Origin of the sequence: Tenacibaculum profundi (assembly GCF_052050075.1) — a bacterium.
Lineage (GTDB): Bacteria > Bacteroidota > Bacteroidia > Flavobacteriales > Flavobacteriaceae > Polaribacter.
Genome location: NZ_CP197225.1, coordinates 2,973,604 through 2,990,021, shown reverse-complemented (window position 1 = coordinate 2,990,021; position 16,418 = coordinate 2,973,604). Strand labels below are relative to the sequence as shown.

The window sequence follows — 16,418 nt, the reverse complement described above, 5'->3', positions numbered from 1 at the left end:
TCAAAACAAAAAAAGATTTCAAACTTCCATTGAAACAGCAACATATACAACAACACAAACAACAAATTAAAATTTTAGAAAACATTTATGATTCCAAAAGTATTTAGCCAAGTCATAGAACTTGGAGATGGAAGAACCATTACCTTAGAAACTGGAAAATTAGCAAAGCAAGCAGATGGTTCTGTTGTTGTTAGAATGGGTGATACTATGCTACTTGCTACAGTAGTATCTGCTAAAACATCAGATCCAAATATGGATTTCTTACCGTTAACAGTAGATTATAGAGAAAAATTTGCTGCTTCAGGAAGATATCCTGGAGGTTTTATGAAACGTGAAGCTAGACCTAGTAATGAAGAAATTTTAACAATGCGATTAGTTGATCGCGTACTACGTCCTCTTTTCCCTAAAGATTATCATGCTGAAACGCAAGTTATGATTCAACTTATGTCTCATGATGAAAATGTAATGCCTGATGCTTTAGCTGGACTGGCTGCTTCTACAGCAATTCAATTGTCTGATATCCCTTTTGAAGCTCCTATTTCAGAAGTTCGTGTAGCAAGAATAGATGGGGAATTTGTTATAAATCCAAGTTTTGATCAATTAAAATTAGCAGACATTGACCTAATGGTTGGAGCATCAATTGATTTCGTTGCAATGGTTGAGGGTGAAATGGATGAAGTTTCTGAAGAGGAAATGGCGGATGCTATTCGATTTGCACACGAAGCTATTAAAGTACAATGCCAAGCACAAATAGCATTATCTGAAGCCGTAGGTAAAAAAGAAACCAGAGAATATGAACCTGAAGAATCAGATGAAGAACTTGAAGCTATTATAAGAGAAGCTGCTTATCAACAGTGTTATGATATTGCAAAAAAAGGTACCTCTAAGCAGGAAAGAGGATTAGCTTTCTCAGAAGTAAAAGAAAATATCATAGCTAACTATAGTGAAGAAGAATTAGAAGAAAAAGAAAATTTAATTTCAAAATATTTTAATAAAGCTCAAAAAGAGGCTGTTAGAGATTTAACGTTAAACGAAGGACTACGTTTAGACGGTAGAACTACAACCGACATAAGACCTATTTGGTGTGAAGTTGATTATTTGCCAAAAACTCATGGATCTTCAATATTTACGCGTGGAGAGACCCAGGCATTAGCAACTGTTACGCTTGGAACTTCTAGAGATGCTAATATGGTAGACTCTCCTACCATTCAAGATGAGGAACGATTCTATTTACATTATAATTTCCCTCCATTTTCAACTGGTGAAGCTCGCCCATTAAGAGGTACTTCTCGTCGTGAAATTGGGCATGGAAACCTAGCTCAACGTGCATTAAAAGGTATGGTTCCTGAAGATTGTCCTTACACAGTACGTGTTGTTTCGGAAGTTCTAGAATCAAACGGATCATCCTCTATGGCAACGGTATGTTCTGGTACAATGGCATTGATGGATGCTGGAGTTCAATTAAAAAAACCAGTTTCTGGAATTGCTATGGGGTTAATTTCTGATGGTGACCGTTATGCAGTTTTATCAGATATATTAGGAGACGAAGATCATTTAGGTGATATGGATTTTAAAGTTACAGGAACTTCCGATGGTATTACAGCATGTCAAATGGATATTAAAATCAAAGGACTTTCCTATGAAATATTAGTTAAAGCATTACAACAAGCACGTGATGGTCGTTTACATATTTTAGAAAAATTGACTAGTACTATTGCTGAGCCTAATACAGATGTTAAACCTCATGCCCCTAAAATGGTAACCGTAAGAGTTTCAGGAGAATACATAGGTGCAATTATAGGTCCTGGAGGAAAACATATTCAAGAATTACAGAAAGAAACAGAAACTACTATTGTTATAAATGAAGACGAAGTTACTGAAGAAGGTATTGTTGAAATTTTAGGAACTAATCAAGAAGGAATAGATAAGGTACTATCAAGAATAAAAGCCATAACTTTCAAACCAGATAAAGGGAGTGTTTATGAAGTAAAAGTGGTTAAAACTCTTGATTTTGGAGCTGTTGTTGAATATTTAGAAGCACCTGGTAATGAAGTATTACTTCATATTTCTGAATTGGCTTGGGAAAGAACAAATAATGTTACTGATGTTGTTAAAATTGGTGACGTTATTGACGTAAAATATTTTGGTACTGATCCAAAAACTAGAAAAGAAAAAGTTTCAAGGAAAGCTTTACTTCAAAGACCTCCAAGGCCAGAGAGAAAACCTAAGCATGAACAAAATAAAGAAAAGGAAGTTAAGAAAGATTAATTTCTTTAAGATATAAAAATTAAAAAGGCTACTATAAAAGTAGCCTTTTTTAAATTAAGAGATTTTTGTTAAAATTTAAGATCTCGATTCCCCAACCAAGATCTCTCAAAAACCTTACTCTATTAAGAAATTCACTATTAAAACAATCAAAAACGTAAATACCCTACTCAAAAAAAGTAAATTTTCATATGTAATTTAATCTCCTTTTATTTTTCTTTGTAAGCTAAAATCAATTCTTTTTAATTAAACCTTGATCTATTGAAAATACAACGAATCACATATCTTTCGTTAGGCACAAACAAAGGACAAAAACTTGATAATCTTCAGAGTGCTATAAATATGATTGCGGATAGAATAGGCTCTATCCTTAAAATAGCCTCTGTTTATGAAACACCTTCATGGGGATTTGAAAGCAGTAACTTTTATAACACATGTATTGAAGTATCTACCTATTTTCCACCAGAGACTTTAATCAATGAAGTTCTAGAAATCGAAATTGACTTGGGTAGAAAACGTAGTAAATCAAGCGGATATTCTGACAGGAATATTGATATCGATATACTTTTATTTGAAGATGAAATAATCTTTACAAAAGACTTGATTGTTCCTCATCCGAGAATGCTACAACGCAAATTTGTCCTTGCTCCTCTTGTAGAAATTGCAGGAAAAATATTACACCCTATACAAAAAACAACTATATCCAATTGTTTGGATAACTGTAATGATGACTCTAAAATAACCCCCATAACAAATAAACTTAGTCGACCAATTCCAATTACAGAAAAGTATAATTATATAGCCATTGAGGGGAATATAGGTGCAGGTAAAACATCATTAACAAACATGATGGCTGATGAATTTAATGCAAAGATAGTTCTCGAAAGATTTGCAGACAACCCGTTTTTACCTAAATTTTACAATGATAATGAACGTTATGCTTTTCCTCTTGAGATGAGTTTTCTTGCTGACCGATATCAGCAATTATCAGATGACTTAGCTCAATTTGACCTCTTTAAAAACTTTATAGTATCTGATTATTATATTTTTAAATCTTTAATATTTGCTCAAATCACATTGCAAAATGATGAATATAAACTGTATCGTAAAATGTTTAATATGATTTATAAAGAAATTACCAAACCAGATCTCTATATATACCTATATCAAAATACGGATAGACTACTTCAAAACATCAAAAAAAGAGGAAGAGATTATGAGCAAAATATTGAATCGAGCTACTTACAAAAAATCCACGACGGCTATATCAATTTTATAAATACACAACAACAAGATCTTAATATTTTAATTGTAGATGTTTCTTGCCTTGATTTCGTAAACAATGAGAATGACTACAAATCCGTTATTAAGCAAATAAAGCAATATTAAAAAGCTATTTATAATAGCTTTTTTATTTCTTCTCTATAATTTCTAATTTTTCTGCAAAATAATCGCAAAAATCCCTCATTGTAGCACTCATTTTATCATCATCTGTGGCTCTTTCAAAAGTGTTTGCCATAGAAACCAATGTTTGATGGAAAAATTGTTTCATTTCATCGACGGGCATATCTTTAGTCCATAAATCCATCCGTAACGTATCCTTTTTTTTATGATCCCAAACCGACAACATAACAGCTTTTGAAGATTCATTATTTATACCTCCATCCTCCGCATTCCATGAAATTTGTTCAGGTACTCTATTCTCATCCAACCCCACGGTAAAAGTTATTTTTGATTTATGTACAACACTCATTATCTTCTTGGTTTATATTTAGATTTTTTGAAGATTTCTTCTTCTTCTATACGTATTAACTCTTGCAAAGATACATCATTATTTCTCATAAATGATCTAACTATCTGCCAACCTATAAATTCTCCTATTCTTCCTGGAGATAGGTTATCGTGTTCCAGATAGAACTTAGAAAAAGGAGCTATATCAAGAAACCTTCTATCTAGATTCTTATCCGTACTAAACAAAAGATCTTTTTCTATAAAGTATTGCCAAATTTGCTCTTCATTTTCAAGCGCCCAATCAAATTTTTCTTCGGTATAACCAATTTTTAAATAACTAGGTATCATCGTTAGATAAACATCCTTTAAATACATTTTTTTTCCTTGATAAATCATTTTATGGACAAATGCTCTATTCCTTTTCAAAACTAATTGTTGATCTATAATCTTTGAGGCTATGTCAACAATCATATATTCGTTTGTATTATTCTGCTTTATGTAGGATGGATAATCACTATAAAATTTGTGTTGGCTACCAAGATATACGTCTAAAGAAATAAGTAATAGATTATCCCTATAAACGACTCTGCTTTGATAGTCTATATTTGAAAGTATGCTAATCACTCTAGGAACATGGAATCTTCTATTGTAATACTTAACATGCTTAAATAACTTTTTTATTTTTTTATGAACCTCTCCTATATCTTCGTACACATTTTGTACCTCATCAAATAGTTCTAATTCATCAGTATTTTTTCTTTTATTAACCCAAACAGAGTCTTCTATAGATTCTGGAAATAAAAAAGGATAAGAGGTTTTAAGCTCAGTTAAACTTTTGTTGCTTTTATAAAAATCTTTGTCAAACCGCTCTATTTTAAAATCAACTTTAATTTCTGACGTATCAACTTCTAATTTTTTTTCATTATTACAGGACATTCCAATAAAAATTAAAAAAAGAGCTATAATTTTTCGCATTAATTATAATTATTTTACATTTAACTTTTAAACGTCGAATTTAATAAATTAGTTCACTAATAAGAACTCACACGAAATAAAAAGATTTTTTATGGATACTCCTAAAGTTATAGACTACATTGTTAATTGGTTAAAAAATTATGCTAATAATGCAAAAGTAAACGGTTTTGTTGTTGGAGTATCAGGAGGAATTGACAGTGCTGTTACTTCCTCATTATGCGCTAGAACTGGTCTATCAACACTATGTGTTGAACTACCTATTCATCAAGCAGAGAGTCAAGTTAATCGTGCCAGCGAGCATATAAAACATTTAAAACAACACTACAAAAATGTTAGTAATGTTGCCGTAAATTTAACAAGTACTTTTGAAGAATTTAAAACGGCCCTTCCTGAAACAGTTTCTTCTCCCAAGTTAGATTTAACCTTAGCAAATACAAGAGCAAGACTTAGAATGACTACCTTATACTATTTTGCAGGACTACACGGTTTATTAGTAGCTGGGACAGGTAACAAAGTTGAAGATTTTGGAGTTGGTTTTTTTACAAAATATGGGGACGGTGGTGTTGATTTAAGCCCCATCGCAGATCTTTTAAAATCAGAAGTTTATAAACTAGCAACAAAATTAAATGTTCCTGATTCAATTCAGAAAGCGCAACCTACTGATGGATTATTTGGTGATAGTAGAACAGATGAAGATCAAATTGGTGCTACTTACGATGAACTTGAATGGGCCATGGCTATGCAGGCTAGAAATAAAAATGCAAAAGACTTTACGGGGCGTCAATTAGAAGTTTACAAAATTTACACACGGCTAAATAATATAAATCAACATAAAATTAACCCTATTCCCGTTTGTAAAATTCCTGATTTTCTAAAGTAAGTTAACAGATATCATTTGCTGTTTTATTTTTTTATAGGCTTGCTTTTTTCTCCCTTTAGATATTTTAAAGGGAAGAATAAAAATTAATCTAAATAATTCAACGACTTGTAGTACCTTTTTCATGATATTTGATTTTATATTGCTCTTTCTTTTGTTAATTTTCGGCAAAAATATAAAGAAATCTAGTTTTAAAAAAATTCTATCTTTAAGTTAAACAAAAATAAGTTAGATAACCCTATTTAATTTTTCAAATAATAACTTTTTCAATTCTGTGTAATTTCTAACCTCTTCTAAATCAGGTATTTTTTTCTGATTTTGTATATCTTCTAAAATTCCTTTTATTTTTTTCTCTATCAAAACTCTTCTAAGATTCAATATTGCATCTGTTACCAACTTCGGTAAAATCTTATCTATTTCCGTAACAAAAACCTCTTTCTTTTCCCAATTACTTAAAACATAGCGTTCTTCATCCATCAGTATATTTGTTACCAATCCCGAAATGTCAACATTTTCGTGCATAATTAGTTCATCTATTACTATTTTTTCTCTTTGATTAAGTTGATTAACTAATGCATGGTACGTTAGTTTAAATAACTCATTAGAGAATTCAATTTCATCTTCCTGTAAATTCAAATACAATTCGTTAAAAACGGTACTTTGATATTCCTCCTTCTCCAAAATAGGTCTTCCATATTTATCGAAAGCATCAACCCAATTTACAAAATCAACAATTTCATTACCGTAAAGTAATAAAATTCTTATGATCTCTTTTTCTAATATTGATACTTGGTCTACCTTTTGAAATTGTTTACCTATACCTTTTGCTCTCAGAATTTCTAATCTACTTCCTTTTTGAGTATCACTTCTTTCAGCTATTGATGTTTTTACTGAATTTGAAAAATTTGACTTTGAATTTCTACTCCCTACAACCTTATGCAATAATTGTGCCAATTCATCAAATAAAACCTGTTCAGAAATATCCATTATTCTTGCACATTCTTGAACATATACCTCTCTTTGAATTCCATCAGGTATTTTAGATATACTGGTAACAATATCTCTTATTAAAGTTGCCTTTTTTATAGGATCATTTTGAGCATCTTTCATCAATAATGAAACCTTAAATTCAATAAAGTCACGAGCTTCTTCATCAAGATATCTCTTAAGGTCAGCACTAGATTGTCCTTTTGCAAAACTATCAGGGTCTTCTCCATCTGGAAAAGAAACTACCTTCACATTTAAACCTTGTTCCAAGATTAGGTCTATTCCTCTTATAGATGCCCTTATACCTGCAGCATCACCATCAAATAAAACAGTTATATTCTTGGTCAGTCTATTGATTAATCTAATTTGATCAGGAGTTAATGCAGTTCCTGAAGAGGCTACTACATTTTCAACTCCAGATTGATGAAATGAAATGACATCCGTATATCCTTCAACTAAAAAACAATTATCTTGTTTTGCTATCTCCTTTTTAGCATGATAAAGTCCATAAAGAATTTTACTCTTATGATAAATTTCACTCTCAGGTGAATTCAAGTACTTAGCTGCCTTTTTGTCATTTGTTAAAATTCGTCCTCCAAAGCCAAGGATTCTTCCAGACATACTATGTATTGGAAACATAACTCTTCCTTTAAACCGGTCAAATTTTTTTGCTACATCTCCACCCTCTTTTACAATAGTTAATCCTGTAGCCTTTAGATATTTTATATCAAACCCTTTGGCTATTGCCGCTTTAGTAAAGTTATCCCATTCATCCTTACAGTATCCTAAATCAAATTTTTGAATAATTTCCTCTCTGAACCCTCTTTCTTTAAAATAAGAAAGACCTATAGCTCTTCCTGTTTGAGAGTTCATCAATAAGTCGTTAAAGTAGTCTTTTGCAAACTTTGAAACCAAAAACATACTTTCTCTTTCGTTAAGCTGCTTCTTTTGCTCATCTGATTGTTCAGTTTCTTCTATTTCAATATTGTATTTTTTTGCTAACCACTTAATTGCTTCTGGATATGAATAGTGTTCATGTTCCATTAAAAAAGAAACTGAGTTCCCTCCTTTTCCAGTACTAAAGTCTTTCCAAATTTGCTTCACTGGTGAAACCACAAAAGAAGGTGTTTTTTCATCTGTAAACGGGCTTAAACCTTTAAAGTTACTTCCCGTTTTTTTTAGTTGTACAAACTCTCCTATTACCTCCTCCACTCTGGCTGCATCAAAAACTTTGTCAATAGTTTGTTGAGTTATCATAAGGTTTTGAAATAATTTGCAAAGATAGTCGTTTTGTTCCCTACATATAAACCTTAACCTTTTTTAATTGTCTAAGACCTGATAAATATATAAATTTAACCCCAAAAAACTAGATATTATGAAGTTAACCAATAAATACTATGTGTATATATTTCTTATATTTACTATGAGTTCATTTGCACAGGAAACAATAAAAATTCCAGACTTAGGACTAGAGGAAGCTTTAATTGACTTGAATTACGATTCAAATGGATTGAACGGAAATATTTTAGTCAGTGATGCTCAATATATTGTCAATTTAAACATTAATTCTCCCTTAAAAAATAAGTACTTACCCAATGTTAAAAATAAAATCAAGGATCTTACGGGAATTGAGCATTTTATAAACTTAAAAAGACTAGATTGTTCAGATAATGAGATTCAAAAGATTGATCTATCGAATAACCCGAACCTTTCATTCTTAAACTGTAGCAATAATAAATTAACCGAATTAAATATTAGCAATACGCCATTATTACGCTCTTTAAACTGTGACTATAATAAACTAAACAAACTCGTACTAGGAAATAAACCAGAACTAAAAGATTTATATTGTAGTAGTAATGAACTTAATACCATAGATATAAGTGGATGTTCTTCTTTAATCAATATGGATATAAGTAATAATAAAGAGGGTAAAATTTTAGTTTCAAAAAATACATTCAATAAATTCTCTGATAATTGGTATAAAGATGAGAAACTATCCTACGAAGAAAAAAGCGGGTCTTCAATAAAAAAAACGACTAAAAAAGTCAACAAAACGTCTGAAGTTGAAATGGAGGATAGTAGCTTAAATATAGTTGGTATAACAAAAAGTAATGATACTACTACCCTCCCTAATAAAACTGCAAATGGAAACGGGGAAGCATCAAACTATTTTGAAAAATTTAAATATTCTGTAGTCAATGAATTTGACAAACTAGTTCTAGACCCTGTTTACTTGAAGAATCAAATTGATGATTTAAGTAAAAAATATAACATCACCCCTCAGAAACTTACTAGTTGGATCAACCAACTAGGAAAAATACATATTGATCAATTAAATCAATCAAAATATGCAATTGATAACCCAAATAATCTTCATAAAAAGTTTCAAAGAGCAACTGTTGAAGAATTTGAAGCACTGGTATTAGACACTAACTATTTAGAAAGTAAAAAAGAAAAAATTATTAAGAAATATGATTTAAATCTTGATCAATTTGATAATTGGATATCTAAATACGGAAAATTTGCATTAATAAAGAACGAAAATAACACAGAAGAGTATTTTAAGAAGTTTAAACAGGCTGTAGTTTCAGAATATGAAATGAAAGTGTTAAATCAAACGTACTTATTACATAAAAAAGAAGAAATACAACGCAAGTACAAGCTTAATTTAAGAGAGCTAAGTACCTGGATAAAAGAATTAAGTATAATCTATAAAAAATAAAAAGAGTCTCCTTTTAAGACTCTTTTTATTTTTTATATTAAACTAACTTTATGAAGCCGCCTTTAATTTTGCTAATGCATTTTTAGTAATTTTTGCTTCAGCATATTCTTTATCAACAGTAAACTTTTTTTCATCCGTACTTGGTAGCTCAAACATCGCTTCCGTTAAAATTGCTTCGCAAAGAGAACGTAAACCACGGGCTCCTAACTTATATTCAATTGCTTTTTCAACTATAAAATTCAAAGCTCCTTCTGTTATGGTAAATTCTATACCATCCATCGAAAAAAGTTTTCGATACTGCTTAATAATTGAATTTTTGGGCTCTGTTAAAATTGCTCTTAGCGTTTTAACATCCAAAGGATTCATATAGCTCAACACAGGTAATCTTCCAATTATTTCTGGAATTAAACCAAAACTCTTCAAATCTGAAGGAATTATGTATTGCAATAAATTACTCTCATCTATTTTATCTTCATCAATAGAGGCACTATACCCTACCGCTTGCATATTTAAACGCTTGCTAATAATTCTATCAATTCCTGAAAACGCACCTCCTGCAATAAATAAAATATCTTTTGTATTAACTTCTATAAACTTTTGCTCTGGATGTTTTCTTCCTCCCTTAGGGGCAACATTAACAACCGCACCTTCTAATAATTTAAGTAAAGCTTGTTGTACCCCTTCTCCTGAAACATCTCTAGTTATCGAAGGATTATCTCCTTTCCGAGCTATTTTATCAATTTCATCAATAAAAACAATTCCTTTCTCAGCTTTATCTACATCGTAATCTGCTGCCTGCAAAAGACGACTTAGAATACTTTCAACATCTTCACCAACATATCCTGCTTGAGTTAAAACTGTTGCATCGACTATAGAAAAAGGAACATTTAACATTTTTGCTATCGTTCTTGCAACTAATGTTTTTCCTGTTCCAGTTTCACCTACTAATACAATATTTGATTTTTCAATTTCAACTCCATTATTATCATCCACTTTTTGCAATAGCCGTTTATAATGGTTGTATACTGCTACCGACATTGCCTTTTTAGTTTCGTCTTGACCAATTATGTATTCATCTAAGAATGCTTTTATCTCTTTTGGCTTCTTTAGCGTTAAATCGGAAGATAAATTATTAGTTTTTGCTTCGGCAATTTCCTCTTGAACAATTCCATAAGCTTGCTCAATACATTTATCACAAATATGAGCATCAAGACCTGCGATCAACAGATCGGTTTCAGGCTTTTTTCTTCCACAAAAGGAACATTGTAAGTTTTCTTCTTTCGACATTTTATCAATTTTAGTCAGCCTCTATCTGACTGGTTTCAATAGTTTATTTTCTTGTTAAAATCTCATCTACCATTCCATATTCTTTTGCCTCTTCAGCTTTCATCCAATAATCTCTATCAGAATCTTCAAACACTTTATCATATGTCTGACCAGAATGGTGTGAAATAATATTATATAATTCTTTTTTCAGTTTACCAATCTCTTTAACAGTAATTTCCATATCAGAAGCTTGTCCTTGAGCTCCGCCCAAAGGTTGGTGAATCATGATACGAGAATGAGGTAAAGCAGATCGTTTTCCTTTTTCTCCTGCACACATAAGTACTGCACCCATTGAGGCAGCCATTCCTGTACAAATTGTGGCAACATCTGGTTTTATAAATTGCATTGTATCATAAATACCTAAACCAGCATAAACACCTCCTCCTGGAGAATTTATATAAATCGAAATATCTTTTGTAGCGTCAACACTTTCTAAAAATAATAATTGAGCTTGAATAATATTTGCGACTTGATCGTTGATCCCAGTACCTAAAAAAATAATTCTATCCATCATTAAACGAGAAAAAACATCCATTTGAGTGATGTTTAATTGGCGTTCTTCCATAATATATGGCGTAAGGCTACTCGTTATTTCTCCGAAATAAGTGCTACTAATTCCGTGATGTTTTGTTGCATATTTTTCAAACTCTTTTCCGTAATCCATTGTTAAAAGTTTTTTGGTTATAAAATGTAAATATAAGAAGTATTCCACAAACATAATGTGGAAGGTGTTTGACTAAAAAAACCTGAACAAATGTTCAGGTTTTTTTAATAAATCTAGCTTCTTCTATTTATTTGCATCGACGTTATAAACTTCCTTGATAAATTCTTCGTATGAAACTTCTTTAGCATCAAACTCCATATTTTCCTTAAAAAAGCCTACTAATTTTTGAGAAACCAATTGCTCCTGTAAACGACGAGCCTCTTCTTGATTAGATAAAATTCTTCCTGCAATATCGTCTAGTTCTTTTTCTTCTGGATTTGCATTTCCAAACTGAGCCATTTGCATTTTAACAAACCCTTTTGCATACTCAACTAATTCAGGATAGTCTACTTTTATGCCGTGATCTTTCATGATTTTCCCCTCAATCAACTGATAACGAAGTCCTTTTTCAGATTTTTCATATTCTGTTGTTGCTTCTTCAGCAGTCAACTGCTTCTCTCCGGCAGTTTGGAGCCATTTTTGTAAAAACTCTTTTGGCAAATCAAATTTTGTATTTTCAACCAATGTTTCTGTTACTGAATTGAGTAATTGTTGATCTGCCTGTTGTTGGAATTGCTTTTCAGCGTCTTCTTTAATTTTTTCCTTTAGCTCAGTTACTGTTTTTACACTACCATCAGCAAATAATTTTTCGAATAATTCTTGATCAAATTCTGCTTTTTCTGTTATATTAATTTCTTCAATAGTAAAATTCACTTTAACATCCAAATCCTCAGAATCTTGTTTAGAAACTCCCAACAAATTTTGCAATTTATGATCATCTTCAAATAGTTTCTTTGTATCAAAAACTACAACTTCACCTACTTTTGATTCAACTAACTTTTCTTTGTTTTTCTTTCCTTTTAAATCACTTACAGAAAATGTTGATTTTTTATTAATTTCTTTTTCTTCGTTAACAAATAATCCTGTAACATTAGAAGTTTCTTCTACTTTTTCTTGAGAGATTAATTTTCCATAACGAGTTTGTATGTTTTCTAACTCTTTTTCTATAAGTTCTTCTGTTGCCACAATATTATATGACTTCACCTTATTTGATTTTAAATCTAGTTCAAATTCTGGTGCCAAACCTAACTCAAATTCGAAAGAAAACTGCTCTGCATCCCAAGAAAAACCTTCATCTACCTTAGGTAAAGGATTTCCTAAGATGTCTAACTTTTCTTCAACTAAGAATTTATTCAATGATTCTTGCAAAAGTTTATTCACCTCATCAATCATAACCGCTTTACCGTACTGTTTTCTGACCATCCCCATAGGTACATGCCCTTTTCTGAAGCCTGGTATGTTTGCAGTTTTACGGTAATCTTTCAAAACTTTTGTTACTTTATCTTTATAATCGTCTGCAACAATATCAACTTTTACAATTGCATTTAGTGCATCTACATTTTCTTTTGTTATGTTCATCTTAAACTCTGTTTCTTTAAAATCGGGGGCAAAATTACCACTTTTCTTATTGAGAACCAAGACTTTTAGACATTTAAGAAACATTGTTTTTTTAATTTCAAATCTTTTAAGTCTTAAATCCTGAATCTAAGGTTCTTGTTAATCTTTAATTTTATGGAATTATACTATTATTGATGAAAACAATCTTAAAATTAACATTAAAATATTAAAATTAGAATGTTAAACCAAGAACAAATTATCCCCAAATATCTGCCGCCTTCAAATAAAAATTAGGCTGATGACAATCCATTTTTCAATTTTACAGTTTACTATTAAATGATTTTGTTCATAAGAAAAAAACATACTCATCTCAAAATATAGTTATCGCAAGCCTCTTTACTTTAAATTATTTTTTATTTTTTTTGTGAAGGCTAAATCTTTTAATTAATATTGGATATTAAATTAATGATCATTATAACTTATACCTCTTTTTCTTTGAAAAAAATCGTTTTGACATATTTTTTTGCTTTCCCTTTATTTTATTTCTTCAGTTATACTAATTATAATTTGGAAAATAAAAACGACTACACTACGTCAAAAAAAATAGATCGAACCGCCGAAAAAATGAGATCTTTTGTAATAGATATTTCAAAATTTGCAAAAAAATTAAATCCGAAATTTAGTATAATCCCTCAAAATGGGCTTGAATTGTGTTTTAATGAACTCGAAGTATCCAATGGGATGCATAAAGAATATTTATCCTCAATTGACGGCATTGGTATTGAGAGCTTATTTTACTCCAATGAAGATTCAAATACAGAAGAAAAGTTAACAGCTCTAAATTTATTAAAAGAAACCAAAAAAATTCTTGTCAGCGACTACACTAAAAGCAAAAAAACTGCAGAGCTCTCTATTCGAAAAAACCAAAAAAAGGGATTTACAAGTTTCCCAAGAGAAAAAGAAAACTATGATTACTCAATAGTGCCAGATAATATTAATAATGAAAATGACACTAATATTAATTTTTTATCTCAGACTTGTAATTTTCTTTACTTAATCAATTATTCAAATTTTGAATCAAAAGAAGCTGTTTTAAATAAATTAAAAAATACAAATTACGATCTTCTTTTAATTGATTTATTTTTCGATAAAACATCTTTTACCAAACAAGAAATCGAAAGTTTAAAAATAAAGAAAAACGGAGGTAAACGACTTGTTATATCATATATTAACATAGGAGCTGCAGAAAAATTCAGGTATTACTGGAAACCTAAATGGCGTATTGGTTTTCCTTCATGGCTCAAAAAAAACTATGAAGGTTATGAAGATGAGTTTTGGGTTAAATTTTGGAAAAAATCTTGGCAGAAAATTATTTTTGAAGACAAAGATTCCTACGTACAGAAAATTGTCGAAGCAGGCTTTGATGGAGCTTATCTAGATAATGTAGAATGCTATTATTTTCTAGAATTTGATTAGAATATGCAAAAATCGCAAATATTGTAATCTTAATATTGAGTAAATTTACGCCGTAACCTCTTTAATCCCCCGACATGGCTACTCTAAAAAAATTATTAATTACACCTGTATTTGTTTTATTTTTATTCTCTTCTTGTTCGAAAACCGAAACAGAATTCCCTGAAAACCCCAAGCAAAGCATGCAAGAATTTGTTATTCAAATATCTCAATATGCAAAAAAAAATAAATCAAACTTTATTGTTATTCCTCAAAATGGTATTGAACTTGCTTTTACGAAGTACAACTCTTCTAGTGAATTAAACCTAGAGTTTACAAATGCAATAAATGGTTTTGGCATAGAAGCGCTTTTCTACGATGGACACGAACTCCCTATATATGATAGACTTACCATGCTGCAAAAATTTTCAGAACGTAAAAGAGTTCTTGTTTCTGACTATCTATCTGATAACTCTTTGATTGGGGATGCTATTAATAAAAATAGAAATGAAGGTTTTTTATGTTTTCCTCGTTTAAATTTTAATTATGACTATACGCACATACCAGGTAGAATTAGTAAGGAAAATAAAAATGATATTTTAACTTTAAAAGATGCTCAAAATTATTTGTATCTAATAAACTCAAGTAGATACAATACAAAACAAGAATTACTAGACAACATAGCAACCACCAATTTTGATGTGATTCTCATTGATCTTTTTTTTCATGAACAACCATTAACAAAAGAAGACCTTCGTAAAATTAAAAAGAAACAGAACGGAGGAAAACGCCTTGTTATTTCCTACATGAATATTGGATCAGCAGAAAAATATCGATATTACTTTAATAATAATTGGAGCATTAATAACCCGCATTGGTTAGTTAAACCATATAAAGGATATGAGAATGAAATATTCGTAAAATATTGGTCTAAAGAGTGGCAGTCAATAATATATGGTAATGATAATTCATACATTAAAAAAATTATAGATGCCGGCTTTGATGGTGCATACTTAGATAATGTAAAGGCTTATAATTACTTATTTTCAGACGAATTTTAGTTTTTTAAAATATGTAGACCTTACTTCAAAAAAATAAATTCTACTCCTTTTCGTGCTAAAAAAGATGCTATTTTTTATTGAACTCAGAAAAATTACCACCTATTAGCATAGCATGAGAGGGAATTTTATAGTTAAAAAACTTATAAGACTATCAATAGGGAATATTTTTTATAGTAGTAGGAAAGATTAAGAATCAATGATATTCTATGTTTTTATATAATTCCCAAGTTCTAACAATCTTAAAATAACTTTTACCGAACCCTTCTCTTCTGAGTAATTTTTTACTTAATAAAAAACCCGCTCAAAAATGAGCGGGAAAATTGCTATGAAAAAGAAACTCAAAACGTCTTTTGAGTCGAGGCAAAATTAACTAAAAAGAATTAGTGTAAAACTTAAACTTTAGTTAAAATAAAAACCTATATTTTTTCAAATAAATGCTAAATATTGCTAAAATTTACAATGTAAAAGCTTTACTCTAAAATGTAAGAAATAAACAATATCAATAGCAAAAAAGGTTTACTTGAACCTCCTTTCAAAAATTTAAAAGATTAAAAAAATCACCCCTAAGAAAAGTAGACAAAAGCTTTAAAGAAATATAATATCTCATTTAAAATACTCGTTTCTATATTAAAAATTTATATCAATTTTTAGTATTTTCACCCCTCAATATTAAAACTTTAAGTTATCAAACAATACCATCTACATCGAGAAGGATTTACTAAACTTCATTTCGAAATAAATGACGGAGGAAGCTACTTCAACAAAAACAAAACACATGCATCAATTCCTCATAAGCATTCTTTTTACCAGCTTATTCTCTTTGAAACTCCAGGAAGACACTATGTTGATTATGAGGTTATTGAACATAAAGAAGATTCCCTTTTCTTTATTTCTAAAAATCAAATTCATAATTTTTGT

General features: G+C 30.2%; 12 protein-coding genes. 6 read left to right on the top strand and 6 right to left on the bottom strand.

Translation table 11 applies throughout. The features are described 5' to 3' along the window. Nucleotides 1–87: 87 nt before the first annotated feature. The gene (locus ACSIGE_RS12180; RefSeq protein ID WP_440880145.1) at nucleotides 88–2,268 is read left to right on the top strand and encodes a polyribonucleotide nucleotidyltransferase; all 2,181 of its coding nucleotides are present in this window, start codon (nucleotides 88–90) and stop codon (nucleotides 2,266–2,268) included. 258 nt (nucleotides 2,269–2,526) lie between these two features. Further along, entirely contained in the window at nucleotides 2,527–3,654 is a 1,128-nt protein-coding gene (gene folK, locus ACSIGE_RS12175) for a 2-amino-4-hydroxy-6-hydroxymethyldihydropteridine diphosphokinase (RefSeq protein WP_440880144.1), read from the top strand. Between the two features lie 22 nt (nucleotides 3,655–3,676). Here the strand turns inward: folK and gldC are convergent, their stop codons facing one another. Continuing rightward, nucleotides 3,677–4,018: a gliding motility protein GldC gene (gene gldC / locus ACSIGE_RS12170; protein WP_440880143.1), complete on the bottom strand. Its 342-nt coding sequence runs from the start codon at nucleotides 4,016–4,018 to the stop codon at nucleotides 3,677–3,679. Next, the gene (gene gldB / locus ACSIGE_RS12165; protein WP_440880142.1) at nucleotides 4,018–4,971 is read right to left on the bottom strand and encodes a gliding motility lipoprotein GldB; all 954 of its coding nucleotides are present in this window, start codon (nucleotides 4,969–4,971) and stop codon (nucleotides 4,018–4,020) included. The genes gldC and gldB overlap by 1 nt, the downstream gene beginning before the upstream one ends. Nucleotides 4,972–5,062: 91 nt before the next feature. Between gldB and nadE the strand changes: the two genes are divergently transcribed. Further along, nucleotides 5,063–5,851: an NAD(+) synthase gene (nadE, locus tag ACSIGE_RS12160; RefSeq protein WP_440880141.1), complete on the top strand. Its 789-nt coding sequence runs from the start codon at nucleotides 5,063–5,065 to the stop codon at nucleotides 5,849–5,851. 225 nt (nucleotides 5,852–6,076) lie between these two features. Here nadE and dnaG read toward each other — a convergent pair whose 3' ends face one another. Next, on the bottom strand, nucleotides 6,077–8,092 hold the full coding sequence (dnaG, locus tag ACSIGE_RS12155; protein WP_440880140.1) for a DNA primase: 2,016 nt from the start codon (nucleotides 8,090–8,092) through the stop codon (nucleotides 6,077–6,079). A 118-nt stretch (nucleotides 8,093–8,210) separates the two neighbouring features. Here dnaG and ACSIGE_RS12150 point away from each other — a divergent pair, with 118 nt between their 5' ends. Next, on the top strand, nucleotides 8,211–9,560 hold the full coding sequence (locus ACSIGE_RS12150) for a leucine-rich repeat domain-containing protein (RefSeq protein ID WP_440880139.1): 1,350 nt from the start codon (nucleotides 8,211–8,213) through the stop codon (nucleotides 9,558–9,560). Nucleotides 9,561–9,608: 48 nt separating this feature from the next. Here the strand turns inward: ACSIGE_RS12150 and clpX are convergent, their stop codons facing one another. The 3 genes from clpX to tig form a co-directional block, all read right to left on the bottom strand. Beyond that, nucleotides 9,609–10,847, bottom strand: coding sequence for an ATP-dependent Clp protease ATP-binding subunit ClpX (clpX, locus tag ACSIGE_RS12145; protein WP_440880138.1), 1,239 nt, complete (start codon nucleotides 10,845–10,847; stop codon nucleotides 9,609–9,611). 43 nt (nucleotides 10,848–10,890) lie between these two features. Next, complete coding sequence (gene clpP / locus ACSIGE_RS12140) at nucleotides 10,891–11,550, bottom strand: ATP-dependent Clp endopeptidase proteolytic subunit ClpP (protein WP_440880137.1); 660 nt, start codon at nucleotides 11,548–11,550, stop codon at nucleotides 10,891–10,893. Between the two features lie 123 nt (nucleotides 11,551–11,673). After that, nucleotides 11,674–13,008, bottom strand: coding sequence for a trigger factor (gene tig / locus ACSIGE_RS12135; protein WP_440880136.1), 1,335 nt, complete (start codon nucleotides 13,006–13,008; stop codon nucleotides 11,674–11,676). 603 nt (nucleotides 13,009–13,611) lie between these two features. Here tig and ACSIGE_RS12130 point away from each other — a divergent pair. After that, the gene (locus ACSIGE_RS12130; RefSeq protein WP_440880135.1) at nucleotides 13,612–14,463 is read left to right on the top strand and encodes an endo alpha-1,4 polygalactosaminidase; all 852 of its coding nucleotides are present in this window, start codon (nucleotides 13,612–13,614) and stop codon (nucleotides 14,461–14,463) included. 74 nt (nucleotides 14,464–14,537) lie between these two features. Next, nucleotides 14,538–15,500 carry an endo alpha-1,4 polygalactosaminidase gene (locus ACSIGE_RS12125; protein ID WP_440880134.1) on the top strand — a complete coding sequence of 321 codons (963 nt, stop codon included), beginning with the start codon at nucleotides 14,538–14,540 and terminating at the stop codon, nucleotides 15,498–15,500. The last annotated feature ends 918 nt before the right edge of the window (nucleotides 15,501–16,418 follow it).